This is a genomic window from Pseudomonas sp. NY15364 (assembly GCF_048068235.1).
In the GTDB taxonomy this organism is placed as follows: Bacteria; Pseudomonadota; Gammaproteobacteria; order Pseudomonadales; family Pseudomonadaceae; genus Aquipseudomonas; species Aquipseudomonas mendocina_D.
The window spans coordinates 129,064-142,973 of sequence record NZ_JBLUPX010000001.1 but is presented as its reverse complement, the minus strand read 5'-3'; the positions used below and the strand labels follow the sequence as shown (position 1 = coordinate 142,973).

General features: G+C 61.2%; 13 protein-coding genes and 2 pseudogenes. 11 read left to right on the top strand and 4 right to left on the bottom strand.

Features of this window, described 5'->3' with window-relative positions:
* The first annotated feature begins 70 nt into the window (after window positions 1-70).
* On the top strand, window positions 71-1,261 hold the full coding sequence (gene lhgO, locus ACNFCJ_RS00690; RefSeq protein WP_397498006.1) for an L-2-hydroxyglutarate oxidase: 1,191 nt from the start codon (window positions 71-73) through the stop codon (window positions 1,259-1,261).
* A gap of 92 nt (window positions 1,262-1,353) precedes the next feature.
* Here the strand turns inward: lhgO and ACNFCJ_RS00685 are convergent.
* The 3 genes and pseudogenes from ACNFCJ_RS00685 to ACNFCJ_RS00675 all read right to left on the bottom strand — a co-directional run.
* Window positions 1,354-1,734: pseudogene (locus ACNFCJ_RS00685) on the bottom strand (IS1595 family transposase); the annotation flags it as partial.
* 101 nt (window positions 1,735-1,835) lie between these two features.
* Window positions 1,836-2,591 carry an IS21-like element helper ATPase IstB gene (istB, locus tag ACNFCJ_RS00680; protein WP_317527411.1) on the bottom strand — a complete coding sequence of 252 codons (756 nt, stop codon included), beginning with the start codon at window positions 2,589-2,591 and terminating at the stop codon, window positions 1,836-1,838.
* A 17-nt stretch (window positions 2,592-2,608) separates the two neighbouring features.
* Window positions 2,609-2,974 (bottom strand): annotated as a pseudogene (locus tag ACNFCJ_RS00675) (IS21 family transposase); the annotation flags it as partial.
* A 55-nt stretch (window positions 2,975-3,029) separates the two neighbouring features.
* On the opposite strand from ACNFCJ_RS00675, the gene ACNFCJ_RS00670 reads away from it, so the two are divergent.
* The 3 genes from ACNFCJ_RS00670 to ACNFCJ_RS00660 all read left to right on the top strand — a co-directional run bounded on the left by ACNFCJ_RS00670 (window position 3,030) and on the right by ACNFCJ_RS00660 (window position 4,905).
* Window positions 3,030-3,233 carry a hypothetical protein gene (locus ACNFCJ_RS00670; RefSeq protein WP_416769206.1) on the top strand — a complete coding sequence of 68 codons (204 nt, stop codon included), beginning with the start codon at window positions 3,030-3,032 and terminating at the stop codon, window positions 3,231-3,233.
* A gap of 165 nt (window positions 3,234-3,398) precedes the next feature.
* A complete protein-coding gene (locus ACNFCJ_RS00665; RefSeq protein ID WP_416769205.1) occupies window positions 3,399-3,689 on the top strand; it encodes a helix-turn-helix domain-containing protein in 291 nt (96 codons plus the stop codon).
* 235 nt (window positions 3,690-3,924) lie between these two features.
* On the top strand, window positions 3,925-4,905 hold the full coding sequence (locus tag ACNFCJ_RS00660) for a GntR family transcriptional regulator (protein ID WP_397498008.1): 981 nt from the start codon (window positions 3,925-3,927) through the stop codon (window positions 4,903-4,905).
* A 7-nt stretch (window positions 4,906-4,912) separates the two neighbouring features.
* Here the strand turns inward: ACNFCJ_RS00660 and ACNFCJ_RS00655 are convergent, their stop codons facing one another.
* Window positions 4,913-6,448, bottom strand: coding sequence for a UxaA family hydrolase (locus tag ACNFCJ_RS00655; RefSeq protein ID WP_416769204.1), 1,536 nt, complete (start codon window positions 6,446-6,448; stop codon window positions 4,913-4,915).
* A gap of 228 nt (window positions 6,449-6,676) precedes the next feature.
* Here ACNFCJ_RS00655 and ACNFCJ_RS00650 point away from each other — a divergent pair, with 228 nt between their 5' ends.
* The 7 genes from ACNFCJ_RS00650 to ACNFCJ_RS00620 all read left to right on the top strand — a co-directional run bounded on the left by ACNFCJ_RS00650 (window position 6,677) and on the right by ACNFCJ_RS00620 (window position 13,908).
* On the top strand, window positions 6,677-7,180 hold the full coding sequence (locus ACNFCJ_RS00650) for a TRAP transporter small permease (RefSeq protein WP_181563449.1): 504 nt from the start codon (window positions 6,677-6,679) through the stop codon (window positions 7,178-7,180).
* 66 nt (window positions 7,181-7,246) lie between these two features.
* Window positions 7,247-8,524, top strand: coding sequence for a TRAP transporter large permease subunit (locus tag ACNFCJ_RS00645; RefSeq protein WP_416769575.1), 1,278 nt, complete (start codon window positions 7,247-7,249; stop codon window positions 8,522-8,524).
* Window positions 8,525-8,627: 103 nt separating this feature from the next.
* Window positions 8,628-9,647 carry a TRAP transporter substrate-binding protein gene (locus ACNFCJ_RS00640; protein WP_397498011.1) on the top strand — a complete coding sequence of 340 codons (1,020 nt, stop codon included), beginning with the start codon at window positions 8,628-8,630 and terminating at the stop codon, window positions 9,645-9,647.
* Between the two features lie 65 nt (window positions 9,648-9,712).
* Window positions 9,713-10,630, top strand: a complete 918-nt coding sequence (locus ACNFCJ_RS00635; RefSeq protein ID WP_397498012.1) for an NAD(P)-dependent oxidoreductase — start codon at window positions 9,713-9,715, stop codon at window positions 10,628-10,630.
* On the top strand, window positions 10,627-11,475 hold the full coding sequence (locus ACNFCJ_RS00630) for a fumarylacetoacetate hydrolase family protein (RefSeq protein WP_397498013.1): 849 nt from the start codon (window positions 10,627-10,629) through the stop codon (window positions 11,473-11,475). The genes ACNFCJ_RS00635 and ACNFCJ_RS00630 overlap by 4 nt, the downstream gene beginning before the upstream one ends.
* Before the next feature lie 50 nt (window positions 11,476-11,525).
* The gene (locus tag ACNFCJ_RS00625) at window positions 11,526-12,731 is read left to right on the top strand and encodes an alpha-hydroxy acid oxidase (protein WP_416769202.1); all 1,206 of its coding nucleotides are present in this window, start codon (window positions 11,526-11,528) and stop codon (window positions 12,729-12,731) included.
* A gap of 202 nt (window positions 12,732-12,933) precedes the next feature.
* Entirely contained in the window at window positions 12,934-13,908 is a 975-nt protein-coding gene (locus tag ACNFCJ_RS00620; protein WP_416769200.1) for an IS1595-like element ISAchd1 family transposase, read from the top strand.
* Window positions 13,909-13,910 lie beyond the last annotated feature (2 nt).

Sequence of the window (13,910 nt, the reverse complement as noted above, 5' to 3'; positions counted from 1 at the left end):
TGTGGGTACGTAGGTCTGACAACCTGATTTATAATTTTATTTGTCTGACAACCTGATAATGGATGTAGATGTGACATACGACTATTGCGTGATCGGGGGCGGCATCGTTGGTTTGGCAACCGCGCTGGAATTGCTAAAAGCTCGGCCGGCGTCATCACTGGTACTGGTTGAAAAAGAAAATGAGCTTGCACGGCATCAGACAGGGCATAACAGCGGGGTAATACACGCCGGTGTTTATTACGCCCCAGGCAGTCTCAAATCAATGCTTTGCAAACTCGGTGCGCAAGCGACCAAAGAGTTTTGCGAAGCGCACGACATACATTACGAGACATGCGGAAAACTTCTCGTCGCCACAGATGCCGTTGAGCTGGCTCGCCTGGACGCGCTTGAGGAACGGTCACGTCTGAACCAGCTGGAGGTTGAGCGACTTAACGCACGCCAACTGCGGGAACGCGAGCCGAACATCGTTGGTCTGGGCGGTCTATTTGTCCCGAGTACGGGCATAGTCGACTATCGCCAAGTTTGCAGAGGCATGGCCAATGCCATCACTGCTGCGGGAGGAGAAATCCACTTGGGTCATACGATCATGTCGATCCAAGAGACACCCCTTCACGTCAATGTCAGCTCCGAACGCAGTAGCTGGACAGCATCGAAGCTAATCGTATGCGCGGGCTTGCAGTCTGACCGACTTGCATTACTCGCAGGACTGAAAATCGACCACCAGATCGTACCGTTTCGCGGTGAGTACTATCGCCTGCCAGCAAGCAAGAATGACATTGTCAATCACCTGATCTACCCCGTGCCAGACCCTGATCTTCCTTTTCTAGGTATTCACCTTACGCGGATGGCTGACGGCGGCGTCACCGTTGGCCCTAATGCTGTTCTGGGTTTTTCCAGAGAGGGGTACGAAAAATATTCCGTGAACATTCGCGACGTCACTACGTTCGCAGGCTTCCCCGGCTTTTGGAGAACGATCAGAGCCAACTTGGGATCCGGCCTGAAAGAGATGAGGAACTCTATCTTCAAAAAAGGCTACCTGGAGCAATGCCGGAAGTACTGTCCGTCGCTGACCATTGAAGACTTGCAACCTTGTGAAGCAGGCATCCGCGCCCAAGCAGTGATGCGCGATGGCACGCTCGTTCACGACTTCCTATTTCTGCAAACCGCCCGAATGCTACATGTCTGCAATGCCCCTTCGCCTGCCGCTACCTCCGCCATCCCCATCGGGGAAATGATCGCGAGGAAGCTGCTGAGCGCCTGATTTTTGTGCAGTAAGCACATGACAACAACAAGGAGCTTTCCAATGAATACAACTAGCGCTCTGACCCACAAAGAAACCAATGCTCATGGTTAGGCATTCACGTTCTGGATGTGGAAAGCACCATCAACCCGTCGATTCTGGCTCGGGTTAATCGGTCGGTGAGTGATGCCTTCAACCTTGGCGAAATGGGCGTAGACACCTGCGCTGTCAGTACAGAGAATCGCATCCGCGTCTATCAGCGGGCGTAGCCGCTCCCCTATGTGCTGTGCATCCAGCTTTTCCAACTTGAAGTCTGCCTGCTGACCACTGCGATCTCTTACCACCAGCACAGGAATTTGCTCGGCAGACAGTCCGCGTCGTTTGGCGCTGCCACCGCGCCGACGAGGCGGTCGAGGCAGTTCGCGTTGCCCCTTGAAGGACTCCAGGAAGAAGGTTTCATCTGTTTCAACAATGCCTGACGCGTGCTGGGTGCGGATTCCACGCCATTCGGACACTCAGCCCACGCTGATCCGGACACCTGTTCCACGGCCATTCGGACAGGCATTCGGAGCGCAGCGACGCAGGGGTTGCATTGTTAGTCTGAGGCGCTCGGCGCCGTCAATGTCTTCGCCTTCCGGCGCATCGATTCCCCCTTCAGATTGATCCGGTAGGCGTTGTGCACCAGGCGGTCGAGGATGGCGTCGGCCAGAGTCGGATCACCGATCAGTTCGTGCCAGTTGTCCACTGGCATTTGGCTGGTCGCGATGGTCGAGCGCTGGCCGTAGCGGTCGTCCAGTAGCTCCAGCATGTCGCGGCGCTGTTCAACGGTGAACGGGGCCAGGCCCCAGTCGTCGAGGATCAGCAGGTCGGTCTTGGCGTAGCTGCTCATCAGCTTGGCGAAGCGCCCGTCGCCATGGGCCAAGCCCAACTCTTCCAACAGGCGCGGCAGACGCAGGTAGCGCACGCTGTAGCCGTCCCGGCAGGCCTGGTGTGCCAGGGCGCAGGCCAGCCAGGTTTTACCCACGCCGGTGGGCCCGTTGATAATCAGGTTGAGCCCGTCGCGCAGCCACTGGCAGCTACCCAGTTGCAGGATCAGCGCTTTGTCCAGCCCGCGCGGGCTGCGGTAGTCGATGTCTTCGAGGCAGGCGCTGTGCTTGAGCCGGGCCTGACGCAGGCGGCTGCTGAGGCGCTTGTCGTCGCGTTCGGTCAGTTCGCGGTCGACCAACAGGCCGAGGCGTTCTTCGAAGCTCAGGCTGTCGATGTCGGGGGTTTTCAGTTGCTCGGCGAGTGCCTTGAGCATGCCGGTCAGGCGCAGGGTCTGGAGTTTGTCCAAGGTCGGATGGGGCAGCATGGTGGGATTCCTTGGGGTCAGTGGTAGTAGCCGGGGCCGCGCAGGTTGGCGTGGTCGTCCGGCAGCAGGGGCAGGTGCTGCAGGGCCAGCGGCAGGTTTTCCAGCCCCTGGCGCAGGATCGATTCGAGGCTCTTGTAGCTGCACGCGCCGAGGCTGAGGGCGCGTCGGCAGGCCAGCTCCAAGCGCACTTCGCCATGGGTCTTGCCCAGGCGCAGGATGCCCAGGCAGGCCCGGTAGCCGTGAGTCGGGTGGATGCGCCGTTCGAGGATGTGGCTGATCACGCCGGCCGTGTTCGGCCCGGTCTGCTCAGCCCAGCGGATCAGCCGTTGTGGCGTCCACTCGGCGTGCTCGCGATGGCTCTTGGGCATGTGCTCGGCCTGTGTGCCCGATGTCGTGGCCGTATGCTGATGCTCCATTAAGCATGAATGCGGTCCAGCCTTGGACGAGATCGGCAAGCTCTGCGTGGGTCTCGGCCTGCAGTGGTGTTTCAACCGGCTGGCCTGCCCGGATCCGTTGACAGAGATCCAGCAGCCATTCGGGTACATCGGGGCTATCAGTGGCGGTATCCGAGCGTTGGTTATCCCCATAGGCCCCGGCGGGGTCTTCCAGATCGATATGACCGAATATGTCGCCCCAGCTTGACGGGCGTATCGATTGGGAGACGAACGCTTGGCGGCAAGCGAAATTCACCAGTATCTGGGGCAGGCGCAGTTGCATCTGCATTCGCAGCAGATCTAGCAGCTCGGTCAGGCTGTGCGGTAGATCCTGTTCAGGTACGTCCCTGACCAAAGCGCCACGGTGATTGCCATGTACGAATCTTTGATGAAGGGGTTGAGCCAGTGCATCAGCCCCGGCCTGAGCAACGTGGCCGACCAGCTCGGCATGAGTCGGCGCAGCCTGCAGCATGGTCTGGTGCGTGACGAGGCGAACTTCACCTTGCTGCTCGACCAGGCACGTCAACGACAGGCTGCGAGCTTTCTGCGCAATACCACGCGCAGCCTCAAGTACATTTCGGCGCAACTGGGCTTTCGCGATCAGAGCAGTTTCCACAAGGCCTGCGTACGCTGGTTCGGTATTTGCCCAATCAGTACCGATTGATGCATGGTGATGGCGGAGCGACTTCCTGATTTTTTGCTTACCTCGTGATCCTTTCTGCTATGAGGTTTCGCTCACGACCGGGACAAGCCATTACACTCCAGTGGTCTTTTCCGGCCATGGGAGGGCGGTGTTAAGGTACATTGCGTGCAAAGTGATAATTAGACTGCGCGCATACCCGTGGAGCTGCAAGACGAGTGCCCGTAACACCGACAAGGTGACCAATTCGAAAACAATAATGATGAAAAAGCACCTCAACGATCAGCTATTCGAAATCATCGCGACGAGCATCAAGAGCAAGCGACTGAAAGCCGGCACCTTGTTGCTGGAGGGACCCTTGGCGGAGCTTTTCGGCGTCAGTCGGTCACCCGTGCGCCAGGCGCTGCTCAACCTGCATCAGGCAGGTCTGGTCTGCAAGTTCGACGGCCGTGGTTATCTGGTCGGGGCGCAGCCTGGCAAGGTGCTGCGGCGCAAGCTGGAGGCGAGCGATTTCAAACTGACGGATGATCGCGCTCAGGCTCCGCGCAAGACGGAAACCTGGAAGTCCGTCTACGATCAGATCGAACGTGACTTGCTGCACCAGTCGCTGTTCGGTACCTATCGCATCAACGAGCTCGAACTGTCCCGCCATTACGCCATTAGCCGCACGGTCTCCAGCCAGGTGCTCACGCGCTTTTCGCTGATGGGGTTGGTCGAGCGCGACGAGCGCTCCCGTTGGCAGCTCGGGCAGTGGGACGAGGCGCGTTTGGCTGAACTGTACGAAGTGCGTCGGCGCCTGGAGCCCTATGTGCTGGTGCGCGCAGCGGAGTTCATCAAGCCCGAGCGGATCGAGGGGTACATCGAGCGTCTGCACCAGGCCATGGCGCTCTACCCAGACATGGACAGTCGCCAGTTCGACGATCTGGAAAGCGACCTGCACATCGAAACGCTCGGCTGCTGCCCCAACCGGCAGATGTTGCAGATCCTGCGGCGTACCCACTCGTTGCTGCTGTCGGGTAAGCACATCCTGCTGGACAAGAGCTACTTCCCCGATGAAGAACCCTTCTTCCGTGAGCACCTAAGCATCTTCGAGAATCTGCACGCCGGGCGGGCCGACCTGGCGGCGCGGAGCATGGAGGAGCACCTGGTTACCGCCGAGCGCAAGGTCAAGCAACGCGTGGCGTACTTCCGCGAGCACAACCGCATCGCGGCCGTGCCCTACCTGGAGTTGCAGGACTGAGGGGCGGTCAGGTGATCGCACCCACCTGCCACGGCACGAACTCGTTGTCACCGTAGTTGTACAGCTCGCTCTTGGACGGCTCGCCCGAGGCGATCTCGATGATGATGTCGAAGATCTTCTGCCCGGCTTCGGCGATGCTCAGTTCGCCGTCGACGATACCGCCGCAGTTGATGTCCATGTCCTCTTCCAGCTTGCGATACATCTCGGTGTTGGTCGCCAGCTTGATGCACGGTGCGGGCTTGAAGCCGGACACCGAACCGCGCCCGGTGGTGAAGCAGATCATGTTGGCGCCGGAGGCCACCTGGCCGGTCACCGACACCGGATCGTAGCCGGGGCTGTCCATGAACACGAAGCCGCGCTCGGTGATCGGTTCACCCCACTCATACACGCCGTTGAGCGAGCTGGTACCGCCCTTGGCCGCAGCGCCCAGGGATTTTTCCAGGATGGTGGTGAGGCCGCCGGCCTTGTTGCCGGGCGAGGGGTTGTTGTTCAGCTCGGCGCCGTTGATGCGCGTGTACTCCTCCCACCAGCTCAGGCGGTCGAGCAGTTTCTGGCCGACTTCATGACTGATCGCTCGGGCGATCAACAGGTGCTCGGCGCCGTAGATTTCCGGCGTTTCGCTGAGAATCGCGGTACCACCGTGCTGGGCTAGCAGGTCGGCGGCGTAGCCCAGCGCCGGGTTGGCGGTGATGCCGGAGTAGCCGTCCGAGCCGCCGCACTGCATGCCGACCATGATGTGCTCGACGCTTTCCGAGGTGCGTTCCAGGCGGCCGATGGCCTCGAGCATATCGGTCACCTGCTCGATGGCGCGCTGGATGCTGGCACGGGTGCCGCCAGCGTTCTGGATGTTGAAGACGCGGAAGTTCGGCCCTTCGCTGATGTTGTAGCGCTTCATCAGCGAGGAAATCTGGTTGGTCTCGCAGCCCAGGCCGATCACCAGCGCGCCGGCGATGTTGGGGTTGCAGGCGTAACCCCAGATGCTGCGCTCGAGGAACTTGAAGCCTTCCGACTCGGTGTTGATCGCGCAGCCGCTGCCGTGGGTCAGCGCCACCACGCCATCGATGTTGTAGCGCTTGAGCAGCTCCGAGCCGTTGAAGTGCGCGGCCACCGCGCGTGACACGGTCGCTGAGCAGTTCACTGTCGACAGAATGCCGATGTAGTTGCGCGTGCCGACGCGGCCGTCCGGGCGGCGATAGCCCATGAAGCGGCGGCGTTGTTCCGGCGGCAGCACTGGCGTGCGTTCGATGGTCGGTGGCAGTTCACTGCTGGCGTGGCTTTGCGGCATCGACACGTTGTGTGTGTGCACGTGGGCGCCGGCGGCAATGTCCTGGCTGGCGGTGCCGATGACCTGGCCGTACTTGAGCACGGCCTCGCCGGCGGCGATGGCGCGGCGGGCAATCTTGTGCCCGGCGGGGATGTCGTCCTGGGCCTCTAGGCCAAGGCTCTCGACACGACTGCCGCGAGCCAGGGCGCGGCGTGCGACGGCCACGGAATCGATGTCGCTGAGGATAACCACGGTCGGGCTATTGGTGATGAGTTGCATGGCTCGTTCTCATTGTTGTTGTGATCGACTGCTGACGATACTGACAAAAATGAACATTGCACGCAATAATTTCTGGTGTTAGTGTCAGCGTCACACAGCTGCTCGACAGCACACAAAAACAACAATGTGAGGCCTACCTGATGGATCGTTCCCATCGCTCGGGGCGCGTCGGCGCCCAGCCGCTTCCCTGTTCATCCGCCCCTGCCGCCTACCTCTGGGGCGCGCGCCATGCATAAACTCATCGAGGGTTACTTCACCCTGCTCAAGGTGCTGGGCATCATCTGCCTGGTGACCATGGTGGTGCTGGTGTTCGGCAACGTCGTGCTGCGTTATGCCTTCAACGAAAGCATCCTGGTGTCCGAAGAGGTTTCACGCTGGGCCTTCGTCTGGCTGACCTTCATCGGCGCGGTGATTCTGCTGCGCGAGCGTGGCCACATGGGCGTCGACCTTGCCTTGCGTGCCTTGCCGAGCTGGGGCGAGCGTGGCTGCCTGATCCTCTCGCAGTTGCTCATGCTGGCGTGCTCGGGGCTGTTCTTCTGGGGCAGCTGGCAGCAGGTCGAGATCAACTGGAACATGCCGTCACCCGTCACCGGCTGGTCGATGGGGATGTTCTATGCCACGGGCGTGTTCTTCGGCCTGTCGGCCTGCCTCATTCATCTCTACGAGATCGCACGGTTGGCCGTCGGCGGCGAAATCCATCGCCCGGACATTTCCGCCGAGATCCATCAGTAGTACGCCCGCTGGCCTGCGCCTGCCACGGGTGGGCGCGCCACATAATAAGAACGGAGTGGTGTGATGATCATCATCGCGATTTTCGTGTTTTCCCTGCTGGGCGCCATGGCGATTGGCGTACCGATTTCCTATGCGCTGATCCTCTGCGCGCTGGCCATGATGTATCACCTCGATCTGTTCGACGCGCAGATCGTGGCACAAGGACTGATCAATGGTGCTGACAGCTTTCCGCTGATGGCGGTGCCGTTCTTCATGCTGGCCGGCGAGCTGATGAATGCCGGTGGTTTGTCCAAGCGGATCGTTACCATGGCCGTTGCCCTGGTTGGCCACATCAAGGGTGGCCTGGGTTACGTGACCATCCTGGCCGCCTGTGTGTTGGCCAGCCTGTCCGGCTCGGCCGCTGCCGATGCCGCCGCGCTTGCTGCGCTACTGGTACCGATGATGGTCAAGGTCGGCCATGACCGCGCCACTTCGGCTGGCCTGGTCGCCGCCTCCGGGATCATCGCGCCGGTGCTGCCGCCGTCGATTGGCCTGATTCTGTTCGGCGTTGCCGCCAACGTGTCGATCACCAAGCTGTTCCTCGCCGGCATCGCTCCGGGTCTGATGATGGGCCTGTCGCTGTGCGTTGCCTGGTACCTGGTTTCCAACCGCGAGACGCTGATCACCCGCCCGCGTGCGCCGTTCAAGGAAGTGCTCAAGGCGTTCTATGAAGGCGTCTGGGCGCTGCTGTTGCCGGTGATCATTCTGGTCGGTCTGCGTGCCGGCATCTTCACCCCGACCGAGGCCGGGGTGGTCGCGGCGGTGTATGCGCTGTTCGTGTCGCTGGTGATCTACCGTGAGTTGACCTGGAAGAGCATGTATCAGGTTCTGCTGTCGTCGGTGCTGACCACTGCGATGGTGATGTTCCTGGTGGCCTCGGCGATGGTCGCGGCCTGGATGATCACCGTCGCCGACCTGCCAAGCTCGGTGGTCGCGGCGCTGGAACCGCTGATGGACAGCCCGCGCCTGCTGATGCTGCTGATCGTGGCGATCATCGTGCTGATCGGCATGGCCATGGATATGTCGCCGATCATCCTGATCCTGGCGCCGGTGATGATGCCGGTGGCGGTGGAAGCGGGCATCGACCCGATTTACTTCGGCGTGATCTTCGTCATGACCTGTGCGATTGGCCTGATCACGCCACCGGTCGGTCTGGTGCTCAACGTGGTCGCCGGGGTTTCCAAGATCGACTTCCTGGCCACGGCGCGCGGTGTGCTGCCGTTCCTGCTGGCCGAGCTGCTGATCATTGGCCTGCTACTGCTCTTCCCGCAGCTACTGCTGGTACCGGCGCAGTGGTTGTACTGATGACCTATCACCCTGCACCGGGCCGCCTCTGGCGACCGGTGCAGGCGGGCTTCTGCCCATCTTTCTGCCTATCAAGCCGTCATAAAAACAAGAGGACGTAGTCATGAAATTCATTCCCAAAGCCCTGACCGCACTGCTGTGCTCGTCTGCCATGCTGTTGAGCGCTGCCGTACACGCCGAGGAAATCAACCGCCACAACTTCAAGGTCGCCTTCGTCATGGCCAAGGATCACCCGCACGGGCTGGGGGCGAACAAGTTCGCCGAGATCCTCAAGGAGAAGAGCGACGGCAAGATGAAGGTGATGGTGTTCGCCAGCGGTACCCTGGGTGGCGATGCGCAGGTGATTTCCTCTGTGCAGGGCGGCACCGTCGACATGACCATGGTGACCCCCGGCCTGCTCACGGGCATTGAGAAGAGCTTCGGTCTTTACGGTATGCCGTTCCTCTTCAAGAACTCTGCCGAAGTCGACGCGGTACTCGACAGCTCGGTCGGGCAGAGCCTGCTGACCAAGCTGGAGCCGCATGGCCTGATCGGCCTGGGCTACTGGGATCACGGTTTCCGCCATGTCACCAACAGCAGGCGTCCGGTGCAGACAGTGGAAGACATCAAGGGCCTGAAGCTGCGCCTGATGCAGATTCCCTCCGCCATCGAGTCGTTCAGGGCCTTGGGCGCCAACGTGGTGCCGCTGTCGTACACCGAGCTGTACACGGCGATGGAAACCCGCACCGTCGACGGCCAGGAAAACCCGCTGGCGGCCATCGAGGCCTCGAAGTTCTATGAAGTGCAGAAGTACCTGTCGCTGACCGGCCACTTCTACGACCCGCTGGTCGTAATCTTCAGCAAGCGTACCTGGGACAAGCTCAACGAAACCGAGCGTGAGCTGGTTCGCAGCGCGTCCCTGGAAGCCCAGGCTTACGAGCGCAAGGTATCCCGCGACATGGCGGTGAGCTCCCTTGAAGCACTGGCCAAGCATGGTATGCAGATCAACGAAGTCGCCCCGGCAGAAATCGAGCGCATGCGTGAAGTGGTGCGTCCGACCGTCGAGAAGCTGGTGGCCGAATATGGCCCAGAGCTGATGGCGGAAATGAATGCCGAGATCGCCAAGGTCCGCAACGCCCAGTAACCCTTTACGCCTGTGCTCGGCACGGCTGGTGCCGGGCACAGGCGCTACATGCAAGGTGGGGTCTCATGACCGCTATCAATGTTGGGTTCATCGGCCTCGGGTTGATGGGCCATGCCATGGCCAGCAACATCCAGAACAAGGGCTTCAGCCTCGGAGTCACGGCGCACCGCAACCGTCAGCCGGTCGAGGATCTGGTCAGCAAGGGCGCCCGCGAGTTCGCCAATGCCGCCGAGCTGACCCGCGCCGTCGACGTGGTGCTGCTGTGCCTGCCGGGCACGGCCGAAGTCAGTCGCACCCTGGCTGGCGAGCAGGGCGTGCTGGCCGGTCTGCGTCCGGGGCAGATCGTGGTCGACTGCAGCACGGGCGACCCGAATCGCACCGCGGAGGTGGCGGCGCAGGTCGCCGCACAGGGCGGTCACTACCTCGACGCGCCGGTCAATCGCACGCCCAAGGATGCCCAGGCCGGGCGCCTCAACGTGCTCGCCGGAGGCGATGCCGAGGTGCTCGACAAAGTGCGTCCGGTGCTCGAGTGCTTCTCCGAGACCATCCATCACCTCGGCCCGCTGGGCTCGGGCCACAAGGCCAAGGTGATCCACAACTTCATCTCTCAGGGCAACGCCACCATCCTCGCCGAGGCGTTCTGCACGGCGGCGAAGAATGGCATCGACCTGGCCGCATTCGCCGAGATCTGCAGCATGAGCGGCGGCTACAGCCGCACCTTCGAGCGGATCATCCCCTACGTCCTGCACGGCGATGACTCCGGGCAGCAGTTCGCCCTGGCCAACTGCGAGAAGGACATGCGCTATTACACCGAGCTGACCAAGCTGACGCCGACCACCGGCATCGTTTCCGACGCGGTGTACCAGACCTTCATGCTGGCCAAGGTGCTCGGCCACGGCGACAAGTACGTGCCGCGCCTGTTCGACGTGCTGGGCGAAATCAATGGTGTACGGGTCAGCGCCCGTCAGGAGGACAAGGTATGAAACTGCTGCGTTACGGCCCGTCGGGCCAGGAAAAACCGGCTCTGGTCGCGGCCGATGGCAGCCTGCGTGACCTGAGCCAGCACGTGCTCGACATCAACCCGCGGACACTGGAGCGCAAGGCGCTCGACGAACTGCGCGCACTCGACCCACTCAGCTTGCCGCGAGTCGAGGATGGCGTGCGCATCGGTACGCCCATCGCCAACATCGGCAAGCTGATCTGCGTCGGGCTGAACTACGCCGACCACGCCAAGGAATCCAACCTGCCGGTGCCCAGTGAGCCGGTGCTGTTCATGAAGGCTACCAGCGCCATCTGTGGTCCCAACGACGCCGTGATTATTCCGCGTGGCTCGGAAAAGACCGACTGGGAAGTGGAGCTGGGCATCGTCATCGGGCGCAAGGCGCAGTACGTCGAGCGCGAGCAGGCGCTGGAGCATGTCGCCGGCTACTGCATCGTCAACGACGTGTCCGAGCGTGCCTATCAGCTCGAAAGGGGCGGCACCTGGGACAAGGGGAAAGGCTGCGACACCTTCGCTCCCATCGGTCCCTGGTTGGTGACAGCGGATGAAATCACCGACCTGCGCAACCTGGACCTGCGCCTGAGCGTCAACGGCGAGCTGCGTCAGCAGGGCAACACTCGCACGATGATCTTCTCCATCGACGAGATCGTCAGCTACATCAGCCAGTTCATGACGCTCAACCCGGGTGACGTGATCTGCACCGGCACGCCTCCGGGCGTCGGCGCGGGCATGCAGCCGCCGCAGTTCCTCAAGCCCGGCGACCGCATGCGCCTGAGCATCAGTGGCCTGGGTGAGCAGCGCCAGAACGTGGTGGCCTGGCAGCGTTAAACATTGGGCGGCGCCTGTCGCCCCGTACCTGAACGAGATGAGGTTTGAATATGCAACGACGCCTGTACCCAGGGCGCGATTTTCGCCGTGCGCAGAATATTGACGAGTTGCGCGAGATGGCTCGTCGCCGGTTGCCGAACTTTTCCTTCGAGTATGTCGAGGGCGGCGCCGACGATGAGGTGACGCTCAGGCGTAACCGCAGCGTATTCGAGGGCATCACCCTGCAGCCGCGCACACTGGTCGATGTTGGCCAGCGCGATCTGGGGTGTCATTTCTTCGATCGTCCATCGAGCATGCCTTGTTTGATCGGCCCGACTGGTTTCAACGGCCTGCTGACCGATCGTGGTGATTGGCACCTGGCCCAGGCGGCCACCCGTGCCGGTATTCCCTTCGTGCTGAGCAATGCTTCCACCGTCGCCATCGAAGAGATCGCTGCCATCGACGGGGTGCGTGCCTGGATGCAAATTTACCTGTACCGCACCCGCCAGCACGTTGCCGATCTGGTGACCCGCTGCAAGGCACTGGAATTGGAGGCCATAGTGGTCACCACCGACAGTGCGATTCTTGGCAATCGTGAATGGGATCGGCGCAACTACCGCCGGCCGCTGAAGCTCGACCTGCGCAATACCTTGGACGTCGCGGCCCATCCTGGCTGGGTCTGGGATGTGCTGGTACCTCATGGCGTGCCGCGCTTCAAGAACCTGGGCAATCTGTTGAAGCCAGGACAAGACTCGGTGAAAGGCGCGGCCAGTGCCATCGGCCAGGAGCTGGACGCCACCCTGAGCTGGCAGGACATCGCCTGGTTGCGCGACCTGTGGCCCGGAAAACTCATCATCAAGGGCCTGATGCATCCGGACGATGCGCCCCATGCACTCAAGTACGGCGTCGATGGCGTGGTGCTGTCCAATCATGGCGGTCGCCAGCTCGATGGCGCAGTGTCGGCCATGGAGGTGCTGCCGCTCATCGCGCGGCAGCTCAAGGGGCGTGTCAGCGTATTCCTAGATGGTGGCTTCCGCCGCGGCACGGACATTCTCAAGGCCCGCCTGTTGGGCGCCGATGGGGTGTTCCTGGGGCGTGCGGGTCTGTATGGCCTGGCCGCGGGCAAAGGCCCGGGGGCCAGTCACGCGATCGAGATCCTGCGTAGCGAGATGGACCGTTCCCTGGGGCTGCTGGGCTGCCGCAGCCTGGAGGAACTGACACCCGATCTGATCCACGATCCCGTATGGCGCGGCTTGGCCGAAGCCATTCGTCGCTAGTTTTCCAACTGCCTCGCACCCACCCACGAATCTTCAGGTGCGAGGCAGCTTTTTATGACCTGCCATCCTTGGTAGCCACCCTTTCGGGGGCTTCGCACGCCACGTTGAAAATGGCTCCCGGCTATTTTTTAGGCTCTGTCTGAGTTAGCTGTTGCAGTGGTCTAAACTGAATCGTGATCTTTCCCAGCATGAGGGATCTATCATGAAAGCGGTTCAGTTTTCGCGGTGGATGGCACAGCTCTCCAGCCTCAACCCAGAGCAACGCGACCAGTTGAGATCCAAGCTCTTGCCAGCTGCCAGGCACTCGCAGGACGCAATCAAGGCCCCAAGTCATTGCCCGCATTGTCAATCGCGGGAACTGCGCCCCTGGGCTTCCAGTGGTGACTTGCCGCGATACCGCTGCAAGGTTTGCGGTAAAACCAGCAATGCCCTGACAGGCCCCCCAATGGCGCGACTGAGAAAGCGCCATCTCTGGCAAGACTATGCGGACGCACTGACCCAGAGCCTGAGCGTGCGCAAGGCCGCCGTTCATTGTGGCGTCAGCAAAAACACAGCTTTCCTGTGGCGACATAGGTTTCTTTCGCGGATTGCCGATCACCAGGCCCAGCACGCGTCAGGCATTGTTGAAGCAGATGAAACCTTCTTCCTGGAGTCCTTCAAGGGGCAACGCGAACTGCCTCGACCGCCTCGTCGGCGCGGTGGCAGCGCCAAACGACGCGGACTGTCTGCCGAGCAAATCCCTGTGCTGGTGGTAAGAGATCGCAGTGGTCAGCAGGCAGACTTCAAGTTGGAAAAGCTGGATGCACAGCACATAGGGGAGCGGCTACGCCCGCTGATAGACGCGGATGCGATTCTCTGTACTGACAGCGCAGGTGTCTACGCCCATTTCGCCAAGGTTGAAGGCATCACTCACCGACCGATTAACCCGAGCCAGAATCGACGGGTTGATGGTGCTTTCCACATCCAGAACGTGAATGCCTACGACAGCCGACTCAAGAGCTGGATGATTCCTTTTCATGGTGTAGCCACCAAGTACCTAAAGAACTATCTGGGCTGGCGCCGCCTGCTTGAGCGCTACAAAACACAGCTCAACCCATTGATTTGCTTGAAAGAGGCGTTGGGGTATAGGGATATGCAACAGCTAACTCAGACAGAGCCTTTTCGTTTATCTGCGTAAGC

Coding starts and splice junctions, on each gene's coding strand:
- istB (WP_317527411.1), bottom strand. CDS start 2,591: ATGCTGCCCCATCCGACCTTGGACAAACTCCAGACCCTGCGCCTGACC.
- ACNFCJ_RS00665 (WP_416769205.1), top strand. CDS start 3,399: ATGTACGAATCTTTGATGAAGGGGTTGAGCCAGTGCATCAGCCCCGGC.
- ACNFCJ_RS00660 (WP_397498008.1), top strand. CDS start 3,925: ATGATGAAAAAGCACCTCAACGATCAGCTATTCGAAATCATCGCGACG.
- ACNFCJ_RS00655 (WP_416769204.1), bottom strand. CDS start 6,448: ATGCAACTCATCACCAATAGCCCGACCGTGGTTATCCTCAGCGACATC.
- ACNFCJ_RS00650 (WP_181563449.1), top strand. CDS start 6,677: ATGCATAAACTCATCGAGGGTTACTTCACCCTGCTCAAGGTGCTGGGC.
- ACNFCJ_RS00640 (WP_397498011.1), top strand. CDS start 8,628: ATGAAATTCATTCCCAAAGCCCTGACCGCACTGCTGTGCTCGTCTGCC.
- ACNFCJ_RS00635 (WP_397498012.1), top strand. CDS start 9,713: ATGACCGCTATCAATGTTGGGTTCATCGGCCTCGGGTTGATGGGCCAT.
- ACNFCJ_RS00630 (WP_397498013.1), top strand. CDS start 10,627: ATGAAACTGCTGCGTTACGGCCCGTCGGGCCAGGAAAAACCGGCTCTG.
- ACNFCJ_RS00625 (WP_416769202.1), top strand. CDS start 11,526: ATGCAACGACGCCTGTACCCAGGGCGCGATTTTCGCCGTGCGCAGAAT.
- ACNFCJ_RS00620 (WP_416769200.1), top strand. CDS start 12,934: ATGAAAGCGGTTCAGTTTTCGCGGTGGATGGCACAGCTCTCCAGCCTC.